Source organism: Bacillus sp. BC08, from assembly GCF_054326875.1.
This window is the reverse complement of record NZ_JBTGPA010000030.1, coordinates 100,381-123,933: the sequence shown is the minus strand read 5'-3', so window position 1 is coordinate 123,933 and position 23,553 is coordinate 100,381. Positions and strand designations below refer to the sequence as shown.

The window sequence follows — 23,553 nt, the reverse complement described above, 5'->3', positions numbered from 1 at the left end:
TTATTTTGTAGGAATAAAGAAAACAGATATAGCTGCGATGAGACCTGCGAATGAGAACAAGTAAAAATTCCATGCTAAGTCGTATTGCATTGTCATAATAATGCCGACAAGAATAGGACCAGCGATTGCACCAACTCGGCCAAGTCCAAGTCCCCAGCCTAAGGAGGTAGCTCGAATATGGGATGGGAAGTATTGTGTTACATATGCATTTAATATTTGAGTAATGCCGACTGATCCAATTCCAGCAAGACCAATTAAAAGATAGATGATTGTAACAGATGGTTTAATTGTTAATAGTCCAATACATATAGCTGCCATAAGATAGGAGATGCTAATAACAATTTTAGCTCCTATACGATCTGCGATTGCTCCAGCAAATAATGCACCGATAGCGGCAGTAATATTTAGCATAAGTAGAAATGATAAACTAGATCCAAGAGGGTATCCAGCTTGGCGCATCATCTGTGGTAACCAAGTATTTAAACCATATATTAAAAACATTCCCATTATATAAGTGATCCAAAAAAGCAGCGTCGCTTTTCTGTATTCAATTGAGAATAAAGTAAGGAATCCATTTTTCTTTCGTATATTAGATGAGTTTTGGTGAATTTCATCTTTTTCATGGAATTCAATTTGAAAACGATGAAGGATTTTGTCTACTTCTTCTTGGCGATTACGTGATAATAAAAATTGAATGGATTCAGGTAAATAACGGATAATGAAAGGAATGAGGAGCAGTGGAATCATTCCGATGCCAAACATAGTTCTCCATCCGAAATCTTCTAACATAAACATAGACAAAATAGCGCCTAATACGATTCCCAAAGGATAGCCAGTAAACATAAGAGCATAAATAAAAGATTGTCGTTTTTTGGGTGAATATTCAACGGTAAGTGCTGAAGCTGTTGGAATAACACCGCCTAATCCGATTCCTCCAATAAATCGAAATAGCCCAAATAATTCGGGGGAAGGAGCAAGTGCAGCTAGGCCCATTGTGATAGAAAAAAGTGCTAAACAGCATATAAGTGTCCATTTTCGTCCAATTAGATCTGTAATGGTTCCAACTAGAATAGCACCAATAAACATCCCAAATAAAGCATAGCTAGCAATTGTACCAGCGTGTGTCGGTGAAAGTGCCCAGCTTTTGTCTTCTAGGAGTTTTGGTAGAACGGCACCGTAAATACCTAAATCATATCCATCAGCTAGAATGGCTAGCCAACAAATAAAAACAACAAGTTTTGTAATAGAGCTTGAAAAGACAGTTTCTGTAGATTCTAGATGAGGTGGAGCTGAAGGTTGCATAATGTTCACCCCTTTTAATTTGTAGATGAATATATTATTTTATTTTGTGTTAATATTTTCCTTCTTGTATCGGGATTTATCCCGCTTTAATGGGCAGTAAGACCCCCACCTCAAAATTCAGCGAAAGCAAAGAAGTTAGGTGGGGGATCAACTGCCCATAAAAGTCCGATTGGTTCAACTAATAATAAGTGGGGGATGAAGAAAACCCCCACTTATTAAAGTTTCACTTTATCTGAAATGGTTTTATAACAAATAAAAAAGTTCAACAGGTTTCCTGTTGAACTTCTTTATTTGTTTACTCATTATCAACTCGTTTTAACGGTTGATCTGCTGGACCTTCCATAACATCGCCCTCAATTGAAAAGCGGGAACCGTGGCAAGGACAGTCCCAAGTACAATCACCATTATTCCATTCAACTTCGCAGCCGAGGTGTGTACAAGTTGTATCGACAATATGTAATTTTCCATCTTTGTCTTTATAAGCACCTGCTCGTTTCCCATTAACATGTACGACAGATCCTTCACCAACTTCGAGATCTTCTGGTTTACGTAATGCAGTTTCAATCTTTCCTTCAATTAAATGTTTCGCAACATCAAGGTTTTGGGAGAGGAACGTTTTTATATCTGGATTTGCATGGAAGCGTGATGGTGCATACAGTTCTTTATATGGACTGTGTACTTTTAGAATGGAATCCTTCAGTAAATGAGCGGCGGCAGTTCCAGTTGTCATTCCCCATTTACGATATCCAGTTGCAACAAATATATTTGGATTACTCTCGTTAATATGTCCAATATAAGGGAGCTTATCTAGCGTGATTAAATCTTGTGCTGACCATCTATAGGGAACTTCATCTACTCCAAACGTTGCTTCCGCAAAAGAATAAAGTGCTTCGTAATGAAGCATCGTGTTTATTCCTTGTCCTGTTTTATGACTTTCTCCGCCGATTAAAATTAATTTTTCACCATTGTTTGTTGTATAGCGTAAGGAGCGTTTTGGATCATCAATACTTAAATACATGCCACCTGGATAATCCGTTTTTGCTTTGATTGCTAGAGCATAAGATCGTTCAGCATACATTCGCGTAAAGAAAAAGCTATTCGCATCATAAAAAGGAAAATGTGAACAAGAGACAACATATTCACAAGTGATGCGATGTCCGCCCTTTGTAATGACTTGTGGATAATCACCCTTTTCCACATCAATAGCGGTTGTTTGTTCATAAACTTTGCCGCCCATCTCCACAAACTTTTCTAAAAGTGTTTTCAAATAAAGAAGGGGATGGAATTGTGCTTGGTTTTTCATGACCAGTGCAGATTGTACAGGAATAGGAATCGATAGAGATTGAACATAGTCACAAGATATATTTAATTTTTGATAGGCTTCATATTCTTTCGATAAATTTCTTAATCCATTATCAGTAGTTGTATATAAATATGAATCTTCATTTGAGAAATTACAGTCGATTTTATATGTTTGCACAGTCTCATTTATGAATTGTAGAGCATGATTATTTGATTCATAGTAAAGCCTTGCTTTTTCCAAACCGAAATGACTTATTAATTCATCATAAATAAGATCATGTTGAGCTGTTACCTTTGCTGTTGTATGCCCAGTTGTTCCGTTTAAAATAAGACCAGAATCAATTAAAACAACATCGATGCCTTCTTTCGCAAGTAAATAGGCAGTAGTAATACCTGTAATACCAGCACCGATAACAGCGACTTTCGTCTTTATATTTTCGGATAAAGGGGGAAAAGCAGGGATTTGAGTAGATTCAATCCAATAAGATAATGGGAATTGTGGAAATGTATCACTTGTCATTATAGAAACCTCCCGATTTTAGAACAATTTTCCTTTTAATATTTCCATATGATATGAAATTCATGTGTGCTGTTTTAGAAAGAGTCTATTTTTATTAAAAGAAAGATAAAATTATTTTAATATAATTATTTAATGTTGTCGGTATGAAGAGATAGGAGTTGTGTAAAGCTAGATTCAGGTGAGTTTATTTGTTGTTTACACACAGATTTCTTGAATAAGGTAGAGTCTATAGTATATGAGTGTATGTATATGGATAATGGATAAAACCTTATAAAATCTATGTTTTTTCTTTAGTGGAATAAAGTATAATTATAAAAATATAACCAACTTTTATTACTAGGTCATAAAAGTTGTTGACAATATGGAAATTCTATTGATATGATTCATCATGTGGAAAGGTTGATAGAGAGTAAAAAGAGAAATGTTTTTCATTGATAATAAAAGCGAAAAAATAAGTGACGATAGAGTGAGTATATTTTCCTTATACATAGATGCTTTTTAATCAGCTAGTAAAATCAATCTGGAAGCAAGAATTGATATATGTAAGTTGCGCAAGACGCGGCATAAGAAAGGGGCAAAAGGATGAAGGAGCTTCATACGTTTGGGTGGTATGCAGCACGTGTATCACCACATTTGCCGAAAAAAGCATTCAAACCAGTTCCTACTCGTTTATTTGGTGGACTGGCTTATTTGCTTGTGGCATTGGCGGGATTAATATCGATTGGTGTATTTGAATTGAATGTGTGGGCGAATCTAGGAATTGCGATTGTTCTTGGGTTATGTTTTGCTTCACTTGGGTTTTTAGGGCATGAAATTTTACATGGAACTGTTGTAAGAAAGGCATGGCTTCGAGATTTCTTAGGAGCAATTGCGTTTATGCCATTATCAACAGGACCTAAACTTTGGAGAAAGTGGCATAATGCAACGCATCACGTTCATACACAACATGAAGAGAATGATCCAGATGCATGGCCGACACTTGAGAAGCTTAAAAAGAGTAAGTTTTTGAGCTGGGTATATCGTATGCCTCTTCATGTACGTTCATTCTTTAGTTTTCTGTCACTAACCATTCAATTTACATTGCATTCCACTCGAATGTTCTTTCATTTTATAAAAGAATTTAAGTCATCCAATCAAAAATCTGTATGGCTTCAACTTCTTTTGCCTTGGACAGTTTGGATTAGTTTATTGTTTATTATGGGACCAGCAAAATGGTTATTTGCATATGTGATTCCGTTGTTAATTGCTAACTTTATTGTAATGGCATATATCGCAACAAATCACCGCTTAAATCCAATTGTTCCAGTAAATGATCCGTTAGCAAACTGTTTATCAGTAACAGTGCCGCGTTGGGTAGACGTTTTACATTTCAATTTCTCATATCATACGGAACACCATTTGTTCCCTGCTATGAGCTCTAAATACTATCCGTTAGTAAAAGATAAAATTAAAGAAATGTGGCCGGAACGCTATCATGAGATGCCAATGACAAAAGCTTTGGCAGCGCTATGGAATACACCACGTGTGTATTATCAAGGAAGTGAATTAGTGGATCCGCATAGAGAGCATTTCTATGGTTCTTTAGGAAATGGACTAGATCCTCATAATATTTCATATCGTGAGGAACATATAGAGGAAGAAGAGAGTATTAAAAAAATAAATCAGTAAAAATTGATATATTTTGCAGTGAAAAAGCAAGCCATCTCAGGCTTGCTTTTTCTTATAAAGAGACTTCTTTTTTATTCTTTGTACTAACTTGAATTGAATTTGTTTCTTTTCTTTGTAGTCGTTTTTCCAAAAGGTTAACAAGGTAAGTGAATAGGAGAACAAGCACGAGATAATATAAACCAACGATTATGTATGTTTCTAATTGTTGGAAGTTACCCGCAGCAATAGATAAACCTGATCCCCATAATTCGGACATTCCTACGTAAGCAACAAGAGAAGAATCTTTTAATCCAATAATAAACTGATTTCCTAAAGGAGGAAGAGATTGCCGAAATGCTTGTGGTAGTACAATACGGCGCATCGCTAAAGGATAAGGCATGCCTAGAGAACGAGCAGCTTCTAATTGTCCACGGTCGACAGATTGGATGGATCCACGGAAAATTTCAGTAATATATGCACCGTTATGGATTGCTAAAGCAATTGCTCCTGCCCAAAAAGGAGTAAAAACAACAACGGATGTAATACCAAAATAGAGAATGGCAATTTGAACAATTAAAGGTGTACCACGAATAATGGCGATATATACATGAGCAATACTATTTAAAACTTTATTGTTAGAGATCCGAAAAAAAGCGAATAGTAATCCAATTAGTGAACCGAGTACTAGGGAAGTTAATGTTAATTGTAATGTGACAATAGTAGCCTTTAAGAGTGTGGGATAAGTAGACATAAAAATTTCAAACATATGTGTCACCTCATATTGTATGGATTTTGGTAGGGAATGAAATACCCCACATAAAAGTGGGGCATAATGTATGAAACATTTGACTAGCTAATTTACTTCGTTTTTTCCTCTTCCCCGAGAATATTACGCCCGAACCATTTTTTACTGATTTTTTCATACGTACCATCTTTAATGATTTCATCTAAAGCTTTATTTACTTTCTCAACCATTGCTTTATCATCTTTACGAATAGCAATTCCCATTTCATCCAGATTTAATGGTTTTCCAGCTTCTTTTATATTTGATTTACCTTCTTTGATCATACGTAAACCGACCATTTGATCAGTGATTACTGCGTCAACACGCCCAGGCTCTAGGTCCATAAGTGCAGTAATATCGCTGTCATATTCTGTGATTTGATCTGTATGTTTTGCAACAAGGGCTTTAAAGGTACTAGCCTTTACAACACCAATTTTTTTACCTTTCAAATCTTCTGGAGAAGAGATAGATGTATTCTTTTTAGCCACAAAAATTTGGGCACCAGAACGATAATAAGGATTTGAGAAATTAACAGCTTTTAAGCGTTCTTCTGTAATTGCCATACTGCCCAATATAGCATCATATTTTTTCGATTGTAGACCTTGAATTAGCGTTTCCCACGGATTTGTAATAGGAGTGGGTTTCATATTCATTTTTTTCGCAAGTGCCTCACCAATTTCCACATCAAAACCGGCAAGCTTTCCGTCATTTTCTTTATAGTTAAAAGGTTTATATAAGCCACTCATCGCATAACGGAATTCTTTTTCACCATTTGAAGAAGTAGTAGCACTTTCCTTACTACAGGCTCCTAGTATGAAGGATGTACATAATGTAATACTCGCAACAATGGTTAATAGTTTTCTTTTCATAAAACCCCTCCTATATATTGATCATACGGATGGTTTTAAGTATGTTATTGAGTTGTGCACCGTATGAATGTATTTCTTTTCGTTTGAAACAGAAGTTACATTATAAAACGTTGCGTAAAAATTGTTTTGCTCGTTCATGTGATGGAGCTGAAAAGAATTGCGTTGGCGGAGCGTCTTCGACAATTTTCCCATCATCCATAAAAATGACGCGATCGGCTACATCCCTTGCGAAATTCATTTCATGAGTAACGATAACCATGGTCATTCCTTCTTCAGCAAGTTCTTTCATAACTTGCAATACTTCTCCAACAAGTTCAGGGTCTAAGGCTGAGGTAGGTTCATCAAATAGCATAATTTTAGGGTTCATAGCAAGAGCTCGTGCTATGGCAATGCGCTGTTTTTGACCACCTGACAGGAGGTGGGGCGTTACATCTGCTTTATCTTGTAGGCCGACTTTTTGCAATAGCTGATTTCCGATATCCTTTGCGTTTGCTGCTTCTAATTTTTTTACATGAATAGGTGCTTCTATGATGTTTTCTAGTGAGGTCATATGGGGAAAGAGGTTAAAGTGCTGAAAAACCATACCGACATTCTCGCGGACTTTGTTTAAATTTGAATGCTTAGGATCAATTTGTTCACCTTGTAAGTGAATTTCACCTTCATCGTACATTTCTAAAAAGTTCAGACAGCGAAGTAATGTACTTTTACCGGAACCACTGGCACCAATTAAAACAACAACTTCTTTTTCTTTTACTTCTAAATCAATTCCTTTTAAAACATCAAGTGAGCCGAATGACTTTACTAGATTTCGAACCTGAATCATACAAAACCCCCAGTCAAAAATATATTTTACAAATGTTGCCCCTTATTTCTGTTATTAGCCACAAATTGTCAGAATCCTTTATTTTTTTCGTGCAATTGGATATTCAAAGAAATAATGATTTTTAAAATCTCTATATCCTTCTATAATGAAAATATGGATAATAATATATAGGTAGTATTTATATTGCTTATAAAAAGGGGGAAAGGGAAGATGGAAAAAGAAAGGAAAACATTTTCTTTTGGATTACGTACACAACTTATGCTGTTCACTACACTTTTAGCTTTCATTACATATTCAACAAGCATATTTTTTATTTACGTGGTATACGATTATTTTCAAAGTTATGTAAGTCAAACTGTATATAATATTATCGTTATGTTATTAGGGGTAGTATGGTCTGGAATTTTAGCATATGGAGCAGCTGTATTTTTAATTAAACCGCTTCGCAAGTTAGAGGAGGCGGCAAGAAAAGCAGCTGAGGGTGATATTCGTGAAGATGTTCCATTACCGAAGATAGATGATGAAATTAAATCTTTAAGTGTTGCATTTAATATGATGTTAGGAAACTTAAGGGGCATGGTAAAAAATATTGATACAACATTTTCTTATACAAACAATCAAGTACAGCAGATTAGAAAACAAACAGGCGAAGCAACGAGACAAGCGCAAGGTGTATCGGAGACCCTTGCAGAGATTTCTTCAGGTGCTGAGCAATCAGCAGCATCAATTCAAGCGATTGTTTCTGCTGTTGATACAACGACGTCTATTGCAAGTGAAGTAGAAGAAAAAGCGAAGCATTCTGATACGTTGTCTTTAGAAATGGTTCAAGCTTTAGGGCATAGTACCCGTGTTTTTACGTCTTTAATTCAAGGTATTCAAACATTGGCAAAAGAAAATGAAGATTCAATGCAAAATGTACAGAAGTTAGAAGAACGAATGAAACAAGTAGAACATATTGTGTCTGTTGTAAGTGCGATTGCTAGCCAAACGAATTTATTAGCACTAAATGCTTCTATTGAGGCAGCTCGCGCAGGAGAGCATGGAAGAGGCTTTGCGGTTGTTGCGGAAGAAGTACGGAAACTTGCTGATGAAAGCGATCATTCTGCAAGAAATATTTCGCAGTTATTACGGGATATGCAAGATGAAGTACAACAAGTTGCAATGAAAATGACAGAACAAGTGAAAATAGCTAAAGAAGAGGCGAAACGTGGGGAAGCTACGGAATTAATTTTAAAAGAAATGTCATCAAGTGTTATGGAAGTAGCCGATGCAACTCAGCAAATCAGTAGTTATATGAATGAACAAGTGAGTCACATTCATCAAACAGGAGCACAAACAAAAGCTGTAGCAGCAATTGCTGAAGAAACGTCAGCTGGTTCGCAAGAAGTGGCGCGTGTGACGCTACAACAGTCTAAAAATATGATAGTAATCGATCAATTATTAAAGGATTTAGAGAAGCAAGCAACTGATTTGAAACAAACAATTGAACGATTTTCAATGTAAAAAGGAAGAACAGCATTCTGTTCTTCCTTTTTTACGTATGAAAAGGAGGGATACTTTGTTGAAAACGAAAAACATTGCACGGATCATATATGGTTTTCACTTTACGCAATCTTTGAAAGTTAGGACCATAATAACTAGTTTGCCAATTTTTAATGTCGATATCAGGCCAATTGACATAGTCTCCTAGTGTATAAGGATCTAAGCTTTCTCGTAAATCTTTAACCCAGCGTATATTACGATTTTCTTCATCATCGTATTTCCAAGAGGTAATGTATTCTTGCGCAATAATTGCTTTACGATGAAAATAAGCTGTTTCAGTAGGCGAAATATTTTCAACAGCACCTACGAGCGATTGGTGCCAAATACTCGCATCTTTATTTGGAGCATGAGAAAGAAAATGTTGCATGATTTGAATGCCTTTAAGAGGGATAGGTTTATATACGTAGGAACCAGAACGCTTAAAGTTTTCAGGAATATTACCGCTATTAAAGAATTGAACAGCTTGTATATACGAAACTTCATCTATAAAAAGTGAGGGAGTACCAGTTCCAAGAAGAGGAGATAATAAGGAATGGAGTTCAGAGGGAGGGCCAACAAACTCACCTTTTACTTCAATTTTATTTCGTTGTTTTGCGAATAATTCAATTGATGAAGTGAGACGCTCGTCTATATAAGGCGCCCAGTTTTGCCACGCTTGAAATGCAGCGATAAAATCTTTCCATTCCCATGTAATGGAGAAGATTGATACATTCTTTATAGGGTGCACTCGAAAAGTTAAAGAAGTAACAATTCCGAAGTTTCCACCACCACCGCCGCGGCATGCCCAAAACAAGTTATGGTTTTCATGTTCGTTTGCGTGAATGATTTTCGCTCCAAATTTACCACACGCTTGTACCATTTCAACTTCTACTAATTGATCACATGTTAATCCAAATAAGCGTGAAAGCATACCGATGCCACCGCCAAGTGCTAATCCAACAATTCCAACGCTTGCACTTGTACCAGCCGGAATTGTCACACCATAATTCCAAAGCTCTTTATAAACAGTGCCAAGATTTGCACCAGCTTCAATTGTTGCTGTTAATGTATCTGTATTAACAGTAATGCGATGCATTTCACTCACATCAATAATAAGTCCTCTATTTAAAAGGGAAAAATTTTCATAGCTATGACGGCCGCTTCTTAAGCGAAACGGTACATGGCGTTCTCGAGCCCATTTTAAGGCATTACACACATCATTTTTATTTTGGCAAAAAACAATAATACAAGGGAGTTTTGGGATACTTAAATTTAAATTCATTCGGGCTACATCATAGTCAGGATCTGAGGGAACAACGATACGACCTGTTAATTTTGTTTGTTTCAATTTATCACTCCTTTCTAAAAATAAGCAGTGCTTTTTATTAATATATGAAAAGCGTATGTAACGTGCGTGGACAAGAGCAGGTGAGGAATGAGATTTGCTTTTGTGAGAAATAAATAAAGCATAAGAATAAGGAATCTACATAGAGTTCAATGAAAACAGTTGCAAACTATTCATATTTTGTTATGATAGTGTTACGAAAACGTTTGCATAAAATTTCCGATGGGATGCAAAAGGAGAGAATGACTATGAATAAGACATGGTGGAAAGAAGCGGTTGCTTATCAAATTTATCCACGTAGCTTTATGGATTCAAATGGTGATGGTATTGGGGATTTACAAGGGATTATTGCGAAACTGGATTATTTAAAAGATTTAGGTATAGATGTAATTTGGATTTGTCCAATGTATAAGTCACCTAATGATGATAATGGTTATGACATTAGTGATTATCAAGATATCATGGATGAGTTTGGTACGATGGAAGACTTTGATGCTTTACTAGATGAAGTTCATAAGCGTGATATGAAGCTTATTATTGATTTAGTTATTAATCATACGAGTGATGAACATCCGTGGTTTATTGAGTCTCGTTCATCTAAAGACAATCCGAAGCGTGATTGGTATATTTGGCACGATGGTAAAGATGGTGCGGAACCAAACAACTGGGAAAGTATTTTTAATGGTTCGGCATGGGAATATGATGAAGGAACAGAACAATATTATTTACATTTATTCTCGCGTAAACAACCAGATTTAAACTGGGAGAATAAAGAAGTTCGCGAAGTGTTATACGATACAGTTAATTGGTGGCTTGATAAAGGAATTGATGGTTTCCGAGTGGATGCAATTAGCCATATTAAAAAAGAAGATGGCTTCAAAGATATGCCAAATCCAAAAGAACTAAAGTATGTACCATCTTTTGATAAACATATGAATGTAGATGGTATTCAACCTTTATTAGAAGAGTTAAAAGAAAATACATTTTCTAAGTACGATATTATGACTGTTGGCGAAGCGAATGGCGTTAAGATTGAAGATGCTGAGCTTTGGGTTGGAGAAGAGCAAGGTAAGTTCAATATGGTATTCCAATTCGAGCATTTAAGCTTATGGGATGCAGAGAAGAAGAAAGATCTTGATGTTGTAGGATTGAAAAAGGTATTAACGAAATGGCAAAAAGGGTTAGAAAATAAAGGATGGAATGCTTTATATATTGAGAATCACGATAAGCCACGTATCGTTTCAACTTGGGGAGATGATAAACAATATTGGCGTGAAAGTGCAACAGCTCTTGGAGCAATGTATTTCTTTATGCACGGTACACCATTTATTTATCAAGGACAAGAAATTGGGATGACAAATGTTCAATTCCCAAATATTGAAGATTACGACGATGTAGCAATTAAAAATTTATATCGAGAGAAAATTGCAGAGGGTGTATCACATCAAGATATGATGGAGATTATATGGGCTTCTTGCCGCGATAATTCACGTACACCTATGCAGTGGAACGATGAGATGAATGCTGGATTTACAACAAGTGCACCTTGGTTTGGTATGAATCCAAACTACAAGGAAATTAATGTTGAAAAGCAAAAGAATGAAGAGAACTCTATTTTCAACTTCTATAAGAAAATGATTGCCTTGAAAAAAGAGCATGATGTACTGAATTACGGTACGTACGATTTACTTTTAGAAAATGATCCGCAAATTTATGCATATACTCGTACATTAAACGATGAAAAAATCGTTGTAATTAGTAATATCTCAAAAGAGGAAGCATTGTATAATGAGGGTTCATTTGCACTAGAACGCAAACGTTTGCTTTTAAATAACTATAAAGTTGCGGAACATGAACAAGTGACTACAATTACGTTAAAGCCTTATGAAACAAGGGTTTATCGCATTTCATAATAAAAAGGGATGCTCTTAGAGCATCTTTTTTTATGAAAAAAAATAAATTTCTATTGCAAAGTGAAAACGCTTTTATTAAAATAGATTTATGAAAACGGTTGCGTAAAGGGATAAAAATAAAGTGACGTAAGGAATCGTTTTCATCATAGAAAAAGAAATTATAATTTAAATCATTATGTTGTTATAAATAAAGGGGAGGAAGAACAGATGAAAATTACGTCTTTTGATTTTTGGCAAAAGTTCGGGAAAGCATTATTAGTTGTTGTAGCTGTAATGCCAGCAGCTGGTTTAATGATTTCTATCGGTAAGTTAATTGGGATGTCTGCTGGGGATATTAATGCAGTTCATACAATCGCTCGCGTAATGGAAGACATCGGTTGGGCAATTATTACAAATCTACACATCTTATTTGCAGTAGCAATTGGGGGATCTTGGGCGAAAGATCGCGCAGGTGGTGCATTTGCAGCGCTATTAGCATTTGTCTTAACGAACAGAATTACAGGAGCTATATTTGGCGTAAACGCTGAAATGTTAGCGGATTCAAAAGCGACAGTTTCTTCAGTATTAGCAGGAGATTTAGTTGTAAAAGATTACTTTACTTCTGTACTTGGTGCACCAGCATTAAACATGGGAGTTTTCGTAGGGATTATCACAGGTTTCTTAGGAGCTACTCTATATAACAAATATTATAACTATAACAAACTGCCACAGGCATTAGCATTTTTTAACGGAAAACGATTTGTACCATTCGTTGTAATTGTTTGGTCTACAGTCACTGCAATTGTATTATCACTTTTATGGCCATTCATCCAAAGTGGATTAAATGAATTTGGTCGCTGGATTGCAGCTTCAAAGGATAGTGCACCGGTTGTTGCACCATTTGTATATGGAACGTTAGAGCGTTTACTATTACCATTCGGTTTACACCATATGTTAACGATTCCGATGAACTACACAGAGTTAGGCGGAACGTATACAATGTTAACTGGCTCAAAAGTGGGACAAATTGTAGCAGGGCAAGATCCATTATGGCTTGCATGGATTACAGATTTAAATAACTTATTAGCAAATGGAGATACAAAAGCATATAACGATCTATTAAATAATGTTGTACCAGCTCGTTTCAAAGCTGGACAAGTTATCGGTTCAACAGCAGCGTTAATGGGTATTGCATTCGCGATGTTCCGTAATGTTGATAAAGAAAAACGTGCAAAATATAAACCAATGTTCTTATCAGCAGCATTAGCAGTATTCTTAACAGGTGTAACAGAACCAATTGAATTCATGTTCATGTTTATTGCTCCAGTATTATATGTTGTATATGCAATTACAACAGGACTTGCATTCGCATTAGCAGATTTAATCAACTTACGTGTTCACGCATTTGGATTTATTGAGTTAATTACTCGTACACCGATGATGGTTAATGCAGGATTAACTAGAGATTTAATCAATTTCGTTATCGTTTCATTAGTATTCTTCGGTCTGAACTTTACATTATTCAATTTCTTAATTAAAAAGTTTAACCTACCAACACCAGGCCGTGCAGGTAACTACATTGATAATGAAGATGAGTCATCAGAAGGAACAGGAAATGTACAAGATGGTTCATTAGCAACAAAAGTTATTGATTTATTAGGTGGTAAAGAAAATATTGCTGACGTAGATGCTTGTATGACGCGTTTACGTGTAACAGTAAAAGACTTAGATGTTGTTGCACCAGAAGCACAATGGAAACAAAATGGTGCTTTAGGACTTATCGTAAAAGATAAAGGTGTACAAGCAGTATATGGTCCGAAAGCTGACGTATTAAAGTCAGACATTCAAGATATGTTAGGTGCGTAATAAGATGAAGTTGCTAACTTTAAACTGTCACTCTTGGCAAGAAGAGAATCAACTAGAAAAGATAAAATATCTTGCTAAAGTCATTCAAGAAGAAGATTATGATGTGATTGCATTGCAAGAAGTAAGTCAGTCTATACAAGCTGAAAATGTATGCGGTCACAAGAAAAAAGATAATTTTGGACTTTTACTATTAGAAGAGTTAAAAGCGTTATATGTAAAAGATTACAATATTACTTGGGATTTCTCTCATATTGGATATGATGTGTATGAAGAAGGATTAGCGATTCTAACGAAACATAATGTTATAAATGAAGATACGTTTTTTGTATCAGAAAATAAGGATACAACGTATTGGAAAACACGCAAAATTGTAAGTGCAACAATTGCTTATAATGGTAAGAACATTACGTTTTACTCTTGTCACCTCGGTTGGTGGAATGATGAAGAAGAGTCATTCAAAGGTCAAGTTGATCGTTTAATGGAGCGTGTAAATCGCAATGAACTTTCCTTCTTGATGGGTGATTTTAATAATAATGCCCGCTTGCAAGGGGAGGGTTATGAGTATATGATGCAAAAAGGTTTGTATGACACATATGAACTAGCAGCAGAGAAGGACGAAGGAACGACTGTCCAAGGTGAGATTGCTGGTTGGGATGAAAATAAACATAATTTACGAATCGATCTAATATTGTGTAACCAAAGTGAAAAAGTTCGTTCTTCAAAAGTCATTTTTAATGGTACAAACCGAAATATAATTTCAGATCATTTCGGTGTAGAAGTACAAGTAGATATATAATAGAAGAAAACCTCACAGATGATGAAAAGCTGTGAGGATTTTTTTTAGGAATACAAGTATTTCCAAGAGAAAATACTTGTATTTTTTATGACATTTCCTATATATTTGTTATTATTGAATGTAAAACCGATTTGGTCATTTTGTATTCATACTTTGACTGACTTCGTTATATAATGTAGTAAGTCAAAGTTAATGGGAAAAAATAGTTCGTTTTTGGTTAATCCACGATGTAGAAAGTGATATAATTGCAAAATGTATGTATCATTTTCTAAAGAAGGAAAAATATATAATTAGGTGATAACTTCTATGAAACAAATTTGGCGTATTTATAAGACAGATTTACGGAATGTAGCTAAACATTGGGCTGCGATTGTTATTGTTTTAGGATTAATGATTTTACCATCGTTATATGCATGGTTTAACATTAAAGCTTCTTGGGATCCATATGGAAATACAAAAGAGGTTCCCATTGCAGTTTCTAACCAAGATGCAGGCTCTAATTTAAGAGGGAAAGATATCAATATCGGGGACGAGATTGTAGATTCTCTTAAGAAAAACAAAAATCTTGGGTGGAAATTTGTAGATCAAAAACAAGCAATTTACGGAGTTGAGCGCGGAGATTACTATGCAAGTATTACAATCCCGAAAGATTTCTCTGAAAAGATTGCAACTGTTCTGGATGAAAATCCGCAGAAGCCAGAACTTGATTACTATGTAAATGAAAAGGTAAATGCGATTGCACCGAAAATTACAGCAAAAGGTGCATCAGGTATTACGGAAGAAATTAGTAAAAACTTCGTTAAAACAGCGAACGGTGAGATTTTTAAAATCTTCAATGACCTTGGAATCGATTTAGAAACAAACTTACCAAGTATCGAAAAAGTAAAAGATCTTGTCTTTAAGTTAGAAGCGCAGTTCCCAGAAATGAATACATTAATGGATAAGGCGTTAGATGATGCGACTCGAGCAGAGGATCTGGTAAAAGTAGCTCAGAAAGAGTTGCCAGTTGTAGAAAGTGTTATCAATGATGGGCAAGAAGCGTTAGGGAACTTAGATAAGTTCTTTGCCAACAATGATGAAACATTAAAGAATGCACCTGGAACAATGAGAAATAATTTAACTGTAGCAAAAGATGTAATGGATAAGGCCAATACTTTTACGAACTTTTTAATGAATCCAGGGATAGACCTTTCTGGTATGAAGGGATTACCGGAGTTTCCAGCACGCCCAGATCTTTCAAAGATGAACGATGAAGGTTATAAAAATATTGCAAGAAACATTAATCAAACAGTGAATAATGTTTTAAACTCAGCACGTGCAGGAACAGCATACGGGAAAAGTGTTGTGAATGGATTGCAAAATGGCCAGTTTGATCCAGAAAAGGCAAAACAAGACCTTAATGCGGTTTCTGAAAATCTTCAAGGTCGTACAGATAGTATTGCATACCTTATTAATGTATTTACTGAACTTCAAAAATCGGCAACGACTGATTTTGGTCAAAGCTTTTTCCAAGGGCGAGTGGATCGCTTAACTAAGCTGAAAAGCGGTATGGAAAATGCAAACAACGGTATTAAAGATATTGTAAATGTTATCGGTACAGGACAAGAAGTAAAGAAAGATGTAACAGATGTAGCGAATCAAAAATTAGATGCAGCAAATGGATTAATTGATCAAGCGGAAAAAGATTATAATGAAACGTTTGTAGCAGATTATAAAAAAGCAGTTAGCACAGTCGATCAAGCTAAAGCTGATGCAAATGAAGCATACGATAGTGTGAAAAATGAATATGAAAAGGCAAAAAATAATTTAGAAGGTGTTATAGCAGACGTAAATAATAGAGGTGTTAATGGATTAGATAGTACAAAAGTAGCTTTAAATGATTTAAATGGTCAACTACAAGCTACTAATAATCTAATTGGTGATGCGATTCCGGTTCTAGAAAGCACAAATAAGGTATTAGCAGATGTAAATAGCGGAAAAAACCTTAATGGTGGAATTGCAAAATTGAACAAAATACAAAATTCTGTTCAAAAAGGTATAGATGCAACAAATAAGGCAACTACACTAATCAATAATGGACAGAAGCCTACAAAAGAGGTCGTAGAAAGTATTAATGAAGCGACTAAAAATGCTTCAGCTCAATTAGGCGATTTCTTAGCAACATATGATTCAGAAATTGTTCCAAACTTTAACACAGCAATTGAACGTACGAAACGTATGTCTAAAAATACATCTCAAATTTTAAAAGAAGCAGACAAAAAGCTTCCAGATGTTAAAAAGTTACTAGAAGATTCATCAAAAGGCTTAGTAGATGGTAAAAAGAAATTAACAGACATTAAGGCCGACATGCCGGAAACTGAGAAAAAGATTAAAGAACTAGCAAATAAAATTCGTGATTTTGAATCTGAAGAGGATATAAAAGACATCATACGCTTATTGAAAAATGATGTTGAAAAGCAAAGTGATTACTTTGCGAATCCAGTCAATTTAAAAGAGAATAAATTATTTGCGATGCCGAACTATGGTTCAGCAATGTCACCATTCTATACAGTGCTTGCATTATGGGTAGGCGCATTATTAATGGTTTCATTATTAACAGTAGAAGTACACGAAGAGGGCGCGAATTATAAGAGCCATGAAATTTACTTCGGACGTTTATTAACATTCTTAACGATAGGTCTTTCACAAGCGTTTATCGTATCGATGGGAGATATATTCTTGCTCGGTACGTACGTAGTCGATAAGTTCTGGTTTGTGTTATTTAGTTTATTTATTGGTGGAGTCTTCGTTTGTATCGTATACTCGCTCGTTTCTATTTTCGGAAACGTTGGGAAATCGATGGCGATCATTTTACTTGTACTGCAAGTAGCAGGATCGGGCGGAACATTCCCAATTCAAATGACACCAGCGTTCTTCCAAGCAATTTATCCGTTCTTACCGTTCACATACGCAATTAGTGCAATTCGTGAAACAGTAGGCGGAATGCTATGGGATATCGTAACGCGAGATTTACTTGTGTTAAGTGCTTTCGTAGTAGTTATGATTGTAGCTGCGTTATTACTGAAAACACCAATTAACAAATCGAGTGAAAAGTTTGTTGAGAACGCAAAAGGAAGTAAAATTATTCATTAATAATAAAAGGTTCCTACCGAGAGTGGTAGGAACCTTTTTGTTTAATCAAATTTTAATTTCTTTAAAGCTTCTGCGAACGGATTATTTAATGGTTCTTCTTCTTTTTTCTGTTGTTTCATATATTTTTGAACGTCGCGCTTATCAGCCTTGCTTCCAGATTCCTTTTTACGTCTTTCTTGGAATGTGGATAATTTCTCGCGATAGCCACATTTACATGCAAAGATTTGTCCTGCACCTTCACCACGTAATTCTAACTTCTTCTTACATTGCGGACAACGAGCGTTTGTTGTACGAGATACGTTTTTACGATGACCACATTCACGGTCTTGGCAAACGAGCATTTTTCCTTTTTTGCCGTTTACCTCTAGCATTGGTTTACCGCAATCTGGACAAGACTTCGTTGAAATGTTGTCATGTTTATATTTTTTATCACTCGATTTAATTTCAGATACAATTTCTTTCGTATAGTTCTTCATTTCTGAAATGAATACTTCTTTTTTCAGTTTACCCTTTGCAATTGCCTCGAGCTTTTGTTCCCACTCACCAGTTAGTGTAGGTGATTTTAATTCTTCTGGCACTAAATCAAGTAACTGACGGCCTTTTGAAGTAATGTGAATATCTTTACCACGTTTTTCAATTAAGAATGAATTGAATAGCTTGTCGATAATATCAGCACGCGTTGCTACAGTACCTAATCCACCAGTTGATCTTAGTGTATCAGCAAGTTGTTTATTTTGCGTATCCATATATTTTGTAGGGTTTTCCATTGCTGAAAGTAAAGTAGCTTCGTTAAATCGTGCAGGTGCTTTTGTTTGACCTGATGTTTGCATAATTAACTTTACAGTTAATGTATCGCCTTTTTCAATGTGAGGTAGAAGTTGCTCTTTTACGTCATCCGTTACATCATCATCTTCAAAGCGATTTTCATATACTTCTTTCCAACCGGCATGCAGAATAGTTTTTCCGCGTGCAATGAACGTTTCATTACCAACTTTTGTGCGTAACGTTAGTTGCTCGTATTCGAATGCTGGGAATAAAACTGCTAAGAAGCGTTTTACAACTAAATCATAAATTTTACGTTCTTTATCTGTGAAGGCCGAGAAGTTAACGTATCCTTCTGTCGGAATAATTGCGTGATGATCACTTACTTTACTATCATCAACAAATGACTTATTAGACTTGATAGGCTTTTGTAATACTTTATGTGCTAAAGGACGGTACTCTCCAACTCCGCACGCCTTTAGACGTTCTGGAAGTGTTCCAACGATATCAGATGAAATATAGCGTGAATCTGTACGAGGGTACGTTAGCACTTTATGTTGCTCATACAATTTCTGCATAATGTTTAATGTTTCTTTTGCAGAGTAACCGAACTTTTTATTTGCATCACGTTGTAATTCAGTTAAATCGTAAAGACCAGGAGAGAATGACTTCTTCTGTTTTTTATCAATTTCCACAACAGTAGCATTATGCTTATCTAAACCTTTTACAATGCCATCAATTTTTTCTTTATTAAAACTGCGGCTATTACCGTTAGCATCTTGCCAAGTCAGCTTTAACTGATTCGTCGTTTGTGCTTCGATGCCGTAGTAAGTTTGAGCTTTGAAGTTCTTTATTTCATCTTCACGATTAGCAATCATAGCGACAGTAGGTGTTTGTACACGGCCGCAATTCAGCTGGGCATTAAAGCGAGTCGTTAAAGCGCGAGTCGCGTTAAGACCGATATACCAGTCAGCTTCTGAACGTGCAACTGCTGAAGCGTATAAATTGTCATATGCTTTACCTGGTTTTAAATTAGCGAATCCATCTTTAATCGCTTTATCAGTAACAGATGAAATCCATAGACGTTTGATTGGTTTGTTAACTCGAACCTTATCAATAATCCAACGAGCGACTAATTCTCCCTCACGTCCAGCATCTGTCGCTACAATAATGTCATTTACATCTTTTCTAAGAAGCTGACTCTTCACAGCATTAAATTGCTTCCCTGTTTGTTTAATAACCGTTAATTTCAAACGCTCAGGTAGCATCGGTAAATCTTCTAAATTCCATTGTTTATATTTCACATCATAGCTTTCTGGATCAGCTAATGTAACGAGATGACCTAAAGCCCAAGTAACAATATATTTACTACCTTCAAGATAGCCGTTCCCTTTTTTATCACATTTCAGTACACGTGCGATATCACGTGCAACAGAAGGTTTTTCAGCAATTACAATACTTTTTGCCATATTTAAAAACATCCTTTCAAATTTCCATACGTTAAATATAGCATACATCTTTGTTCTATTCAGTCTTGCTGACGGTTTGAGTTATTTGTGATGAAATATACGTGTGAGAGTTTTACTTATATAAAGGAGAAGAATGGTTGAATCAGGAGAGTTATGATCTCTATCATTCTATAAAAGGAAAGAACTTGTTATTTTACTAGAATAAGAGTAGACTTTGAAGTAGATGAATACTAAACACATGGGAGTTTGTGGATGCAAACTGAGAGTATGACTAATCCGTCATTGACCATTTGAACCTGTTGGATAATGCCAGCGTAGGGAGAGTGTAAAAGCACATGTTCAGGCACTTTGCGTACGCGCAAAGTGTCTTTTTGTGTATCTCCCATCACTATAGTTAGGGGATGAGAAGAATGAATATGAAAGAAATTAGTAAAGTAGTGGATTTGGTGAGAGAATCTAATCCGCTCGTTCATAATATTACAAATGTTGTTGTAACAAACTTTACAGCTAACGGTTTGTTAGCGTTAGGGGCATCGCCTGTAATGGCGTATGCAAAAGAAGAAGTGGCAGAAATGGCTAGCATTGCTGGAGCGTTAGTATTAAATATGGGGACACTTCGTCCTGAAGAAGTAGAAGCGATGTTACTTGCGAGTAAATCAGCAAATGTGAACAATGTACCAGTATTGTTTGATCCAGTTGGTGCAGGAGCAACATCGTATCGAACAGAAGTTGCGAGACATATTCCGGCCGAAATTGATTTAGCGATTATCCGTGGAAATGCAGCTGAAATAGCGAACGTTATTAATGAGAGATGGGAAATCAAAGGGGTAGACGTCGGTGCTGGAAATGGAAATGTCGTAAGTATTGCAAGGCAGGCAGCTGATGAATTAAATACAGTTGCGGTGATTACTGGAAAAGAAGATGTTGTTACAGATGGAGAGCGAACGATTCTTGTTCGAAATGGTCACCCTATTTTAACGAAAGTTACGGGAACTGGTTGTTTACTAACTTCTGTAATAGGAGCATTTGTAGCAGTAGAAAAGGATTATGTAAAGGCAGCAGTAGCTGCATTAACGTTTTATGGTGTAGCTGCGGAACTGGCAGCTGCTAAGACAGTGGAGCAGGGACCTGGTAGTTTCCAAATTGAATTTTTAAATCAGTTAGCGAATACAACTTCAGATGATATTGAGAAGTATGGGAAGATTGAGCTTATATAGTAAGGAGGGAAATTAGATGTCGCGTATTACAAAGGCTGAAATGTCTAGATTGTTATCAGTATACTTTATTATGGGAAGTAACAATTGTACGAAGGAGCCACTACAAGTGTTGAGAGGTGCACTTGAAGGCGGTATAACAATTTTTCAATTCCGTGAAAAAGGGGAAGGGGCTTTAACGGGAGAGAAACGTATTTGTTTCGCAAAAGAATTACAAGCGATTTGTAAGGAGTACGGTGTCCCATTCATTGTAAATGATGATGTGGAACTAGCTATCGAGTTAGATGCAGATGGCGTGCATGTTGGACAAGATGATGAAGGAATTACTTCTGTTCGTGAAAAAATGGGGGATAAAATTGTTGGTGTATCTACACATACAATTGAAGAAGCACGCTGGGCAATTGAAAACGGAGCTGATTATTTAGGTGTTGGCCCTGTTTTTCCAACGAGTACGAAAAAAGATACGAAAGCAGTTCAAGGAACGAAAGGTTTAGCTCATTTTAGAGAACAAGGAATTACAACACCAATCGTTGGGATTGGTGGCATTACAATTGAAAATACAGCTTCAGTTATAGAAGCAGGGGCGGACGGTGTTTCAGTTATTTCTGCGATTAGTTTAGCGGAATCTGCGTATGAAAGTACGAAGAAGTTAGTGGAGGAAGTAAACAGGAGTTTGTAGGAAAAAGAAACTTCACACAAATAGTAAAGAACATAATGGAAGAATGGTCGGTTAAAAATATTTAAACAAACGTTTGATTAAAAAAGCACAAACCTTTTACAATTGTAGGTTTGTGCTTTTTCTTTAAAACATAATTGAAATTAAGAGCATTCCAATTCCGATAGAAGTGAACGTTGCGATTAGACCTGGAATCATAAAGCTATGGTTTAAAACATATTTACCAATGCCAGTTGTACCAGTGCGATCAAAGTTAATGGCAGCAACAATTGTTCCATAGTTTGGAATGAAGAAGTATCCATTTACTGCAGGGAACATCGCGATTAGTAGTGCTGGTGGAATACCGAGTGATAATCCAAGAGGCATTAAAGCACGTACTGTTGCGGCTTGACTGTATAGTAAAATAGATAGAATGAATAATGCGATGGCAAATAGCCATGGTGCACTTGTTACTAGGTGTTGAATTGATCCTTGAATCATATTTAAGTTTCCGTTAAAGAAAGTATCTCCCATCCAAGCGATACCGAAAATAGCAACAACTGCTGTTGCCCCCGCTTTAAAGACGTTACCAGACACGATGCTTTCTACATTTGGTTTGCAGAAAATAATAATAAGAGCTGCGATGGTTAACATAACCATTTCAATTGTGTTTGGCATGGAAAGACGAACTAACTTCCCGTCGACCATCCATCCTGGACGAAGTGCTTCAAATGAACCGAGAAGCACGACAAGGAAAGTCCCTACTAAGAAAAGGATAACGGATAGTTTAGCGCCTTTTAAACCAACAAATTCTTTCTTCTCTTCAATTTTAGGAATCATTCCTTCTTTTAAACGTTTCAAGTATTCAGGGTCTTCATTTAATTCTTTCCCCATTTTGCTAGCAACAAATGCAGCTACCATACAAGCGATGAAGGTAGAAGGAATACTTACTTTTAAAATATCTAATAAAGTGATTTTATAGTCAGCTAGCATTGCTAAAAGGGCAACAGTTGCAGCTGATATAGGGCTAGCTGTAATTGCTTGTTGGGAAGCGATTACGGCAATTGACATTGGTCTTTCTGGTCTAATCCCAGATTCGCGAGAGACTTCTGCGATAACAGGAAGTACAGAATAAGCAACGTGACCAGTTCCTGCGCACAGTGTAAATAAATAAGTAACAATTGGAGCAAAGAATGTAATGCGCTTTGGATTTTTCCGCAGTGCTTTCTCAGCCAGATGAACAAGGTAGTCCATTCCTCCAGCGGCTTGCAGTGCACCGGCGGCTGTAATTACTGCTAAAATCATAAGCATTACATCAATAGGAGGAGCTGTAGGTTGTAAGTGGAAGACGAAAACAAGTATTGCCATACCAACGCCACCCATTACTCCTAAACCAACTCCGCCTAGGCGTGCGCCAATAAAAATGCAGAGTAGTAACGTAAGAAATTGTAGCCAAAACATGATAAACTACCTCCGAAATTCATTAGTTAAGATATATTCGAATAATTTAATTTGAATGAAAATTAAAATAAATACTCAAAACAATCCTTGTGTTATATACATTTTTTATTATATAACACAAGAAATGTAACATTCACGAACTTTGTTAAATTATTTCGAAAAAATAATACATTGGAACTTTACATTTGAATCT

Annotated in this window: 15 protein-coding genes, 2 pseudogenes and 1 riboswitch; of the genes and pseudogenes, 9 read left to right on the top strand and 8 right to left on the bottom strand. The window is 36.0% G+C overall.

Annotated features, from left to right (window positions below; all coding sequences use genetic code 11):
* Both ACXVYO_RS10240 and ACXVYO_RS10235 read right to left on the bottom strand, forming a co-directional pair.
* Positions 1-1,302: an MFS transporter gene (locus tag ACXVYO_RS10240; RefSeq protein WP_458466906.1), complete on the bottom strand. Its 1,302-nt coding sequence runs from the start codon at positions 1,300-1,302 to the stop codon at positions 1-3.
* Positions 1,303-1,597: 295 nt separating this feature from the next.
* Positions 1,598-3,124 (bottom strand): FAD-dependent oxidoreductase, encoded by a 1,527-nt coding sequence (locus tag ACXVYO_RS10235; RefSeq protein ID WP_458466905.1) that lies wholly within the window; start codon positions 3,122-3,124, stop codon positions 1,598-1,600.
* Between the two features lie 582 nt (positions 3,125-3,706).
* Here ACXVYO_RS10235 and desB point away from each other — a divergent pair.
* A complete protein-coding gene (gene desB / locus ACXVYO_RS10230) occupies positions 3,707-4,792 on the top strand; it encodes a Delta(10) desaturase DesB (protein WP_458466904.1) in 1,086 nt (361 codons plus the stop codon).
* A 52-nt stretch (positions 4,793-4,844) separates the two neighbouring features.
* On the opposite strand, the gene ACXVYO_RS10225 is transcribed toward desB, so the two are convergent.
* The 3 genes from ACXVYO_RS10225 to ACXVYO_RS10215 form a co-directional block, all read right to left on the bottom strand.
* Complete coding sequence (locus ACXVYO_RS10225; protein ID WP_458466903.1) at positions 4,845-5,537, bottom strand: amino acid ABC transporter permease; 693 nt, start codon at positions 5,535-5,537, stop codon at positions 4,845-4,847.
* Positions 5,538-5,629: 92 nt separating this feature from the next.
* Complete coding sequence (locus ACXVYO_RS10220) at positions 5,630-6,424, bottom strand: ABC transporter substrate-binding protein (RefSeq protein WP_073518117.1); 795 nt, start codon at positions 6,422-6,424, stop codon at positions 5,630-5,632.
* Positions 6,425-6,524: 100 nt separating this feature from the next.
* Positions 6,525-7,247 carry an amino acid ABC transporter ATP-binding protein gene (locus ACXVYO_RS10215; protein ID WP_073518118.1) on the bottom strand — a complete coding sequence of 241 codons (723 nt, stop codon included), beginning with the start codon at positions 7,245-7,247 and terminating at the stop codon, positions 6,525-6,527.
* A gap of 210 nt (positions 7,248-7,457) precedes the next feature.
* On the opposite strand from ACXVYO_RS10215, the pseudogene ACXVYO_RS10210 reads away from it, so the two are divergent.
* Together ACXVYO_RS10210 and ACXVYO_RS10205 are read left to right on the top strand one after the other, a co-directional pair.
* A pseudogene (locus ACXVYO_RS10210) lies at positions 7,458-7,808 on the top strand (HAMP domain-containing protein); the annotation flags it as partial.
* A gap of 369 nt (positions 7,809-8,177) precedes the next feature.
* Positions 8,178-8,750, top strand: a pseudogene (locus tag ACXVYO_RS10205) (methyl-accepting chemotaxis protein); the annotation flags it as partial.
* A gap of 31 nt (positions 8,751-8,781) precedes the next feature.
* Here the strand turns inward: ACXVYO_RS10205 and ACXVYO_RS10200 are convergent.
* A complete protein-coding gene (locus ACXVYO_RS10200; protein ID WP_458466902.1) occupies positions 8,782-10,116 on the bottom strand; it encodes an FAD-binding oxidoreductase in 1,335 nt (444 codons plus the stop codon).
* A gap of 245 nt (positions 10,117-10,361) precedes the next feature.
* Between ACXVYO_RS10200 and ACXVYO_RS10195 the strand changes: the two genes are divergently transcribed.
* The 4 genes from ACXVYO_RS10195 (at position 10,362) to ACXVYO_RS10180 (ending at position 17,799) form a co-directional block, all read left to right on the top strand.
* Positions 10,362-12,026 (top strand): glycoside hydrolase family 13 protein, encoded by a 1,665-nt coding sequence (locus ACXVYO_RS10195; RefSeq protein ID WP_458466901.1) that lies wholly within the window; start codon positions 10,362-10,364, stop codon positions 12,024-12,026.
* A gap of 207 nt (positions 12,027-12,233) precedes the next feature.
* Complete coding sequence (locus tag ACXVYO_RS10190) at positions 12,234-13,871, top strand: PTS transporter subunit IIBC (protein WP_000705549.1); 1,638 nt, start codon at positions 12,234-12,236, stop codon at positions 13,869-13,871.
* Between the two features lie 4 nt (positions 13,872-13,875).
* The gene (locus ACXVYO_RS10185; RefSeq protein WP_458466900.1) at positions 13,876-14,667 is read left to right on the top strand and encodes an endonuclease/exonuclease/phosphatase family protein; all 792 of its coding nucleotides are present in this window, start codon (positions 13,876-13,878) and stop codon (positions 14,665-14,667) included.
* A 306-nt stretch (positions 14,668-14,973) separates the two neighbouring features.
* Entirely contained in the window at positions 14,974-17,799 is a 2,826-nt protein-coding gene (locus tag ACXVYO_RS10180; protein WP_458466899.1) for a YhgE/Pip family protein, read from the top strand.
* A gap of 41 nt (positions 17,800-17,840) precedes the next feature.
* Here the strand turns inward: ACXVYO_RS10180 and topB are convergent, their stop codons facing one another.
* Positions 17,841-20,030 (bottom strand): DNA topoisomerase III, encoded by a 2,190-nt coding sequence (topB, locus tag ACXVYO_RS10175; protein WP_458466898.1) that lies wholly within the window; start codon positions 20,028-20,030, stop codon positions 17,841-17,843.
* A gap of 228 nt (positions 20,031-20,258) precedes the next feature.
* Positions 20,259-20,368, top strand: a riboswitch (TPP riboswitch).
* A 72-nt stretch (positions 20,369-20,440) separates the two neighbouring features.
* On the opposite strand from topB, the gene thiM reads away from it, so the two are divergent.
* Positions 20,441-21,247 (top strand): hydroxyethylthiazole kinase, encoded by an 807-nt coding sequence (gene thiM / locus ACXVYO_RS10170; protein ID WP_458466897.1) that lies wholly within the window; start codon positions 20,441-20,443, stop codon positions 21,245-21,247.
* Positions 21,248-21,263: 16 nt separating this feature from the next.
* Entirely contained in the window at positions 21,264-21,923 is a 660-nt protein-coding gene (thiE, locus tag ACXVYO_RS10165) for a thiamine phosphate synthase (protein ID WP_458466896.1), read from the top strand.
* Between the two features lie 123 nt (positions 21,924-22,046).
* Here the strand turns inward: thiE and ACXVYO_RS10160 are convergent, their stop codons facing one another.
* A complete protein-coding gene (locus tag ACXVYO_RS10160) occupies positions 22,047-23,360 on the bottom strand; it encodes an anaerobic C4-dicarboxylate transporter family protein (protein ID WP_000498713.1) in 1,314 nt (437 codons plus the stop codon).
* Positions 23,361-23,553 lie beyond the last annotated feature (193 nt).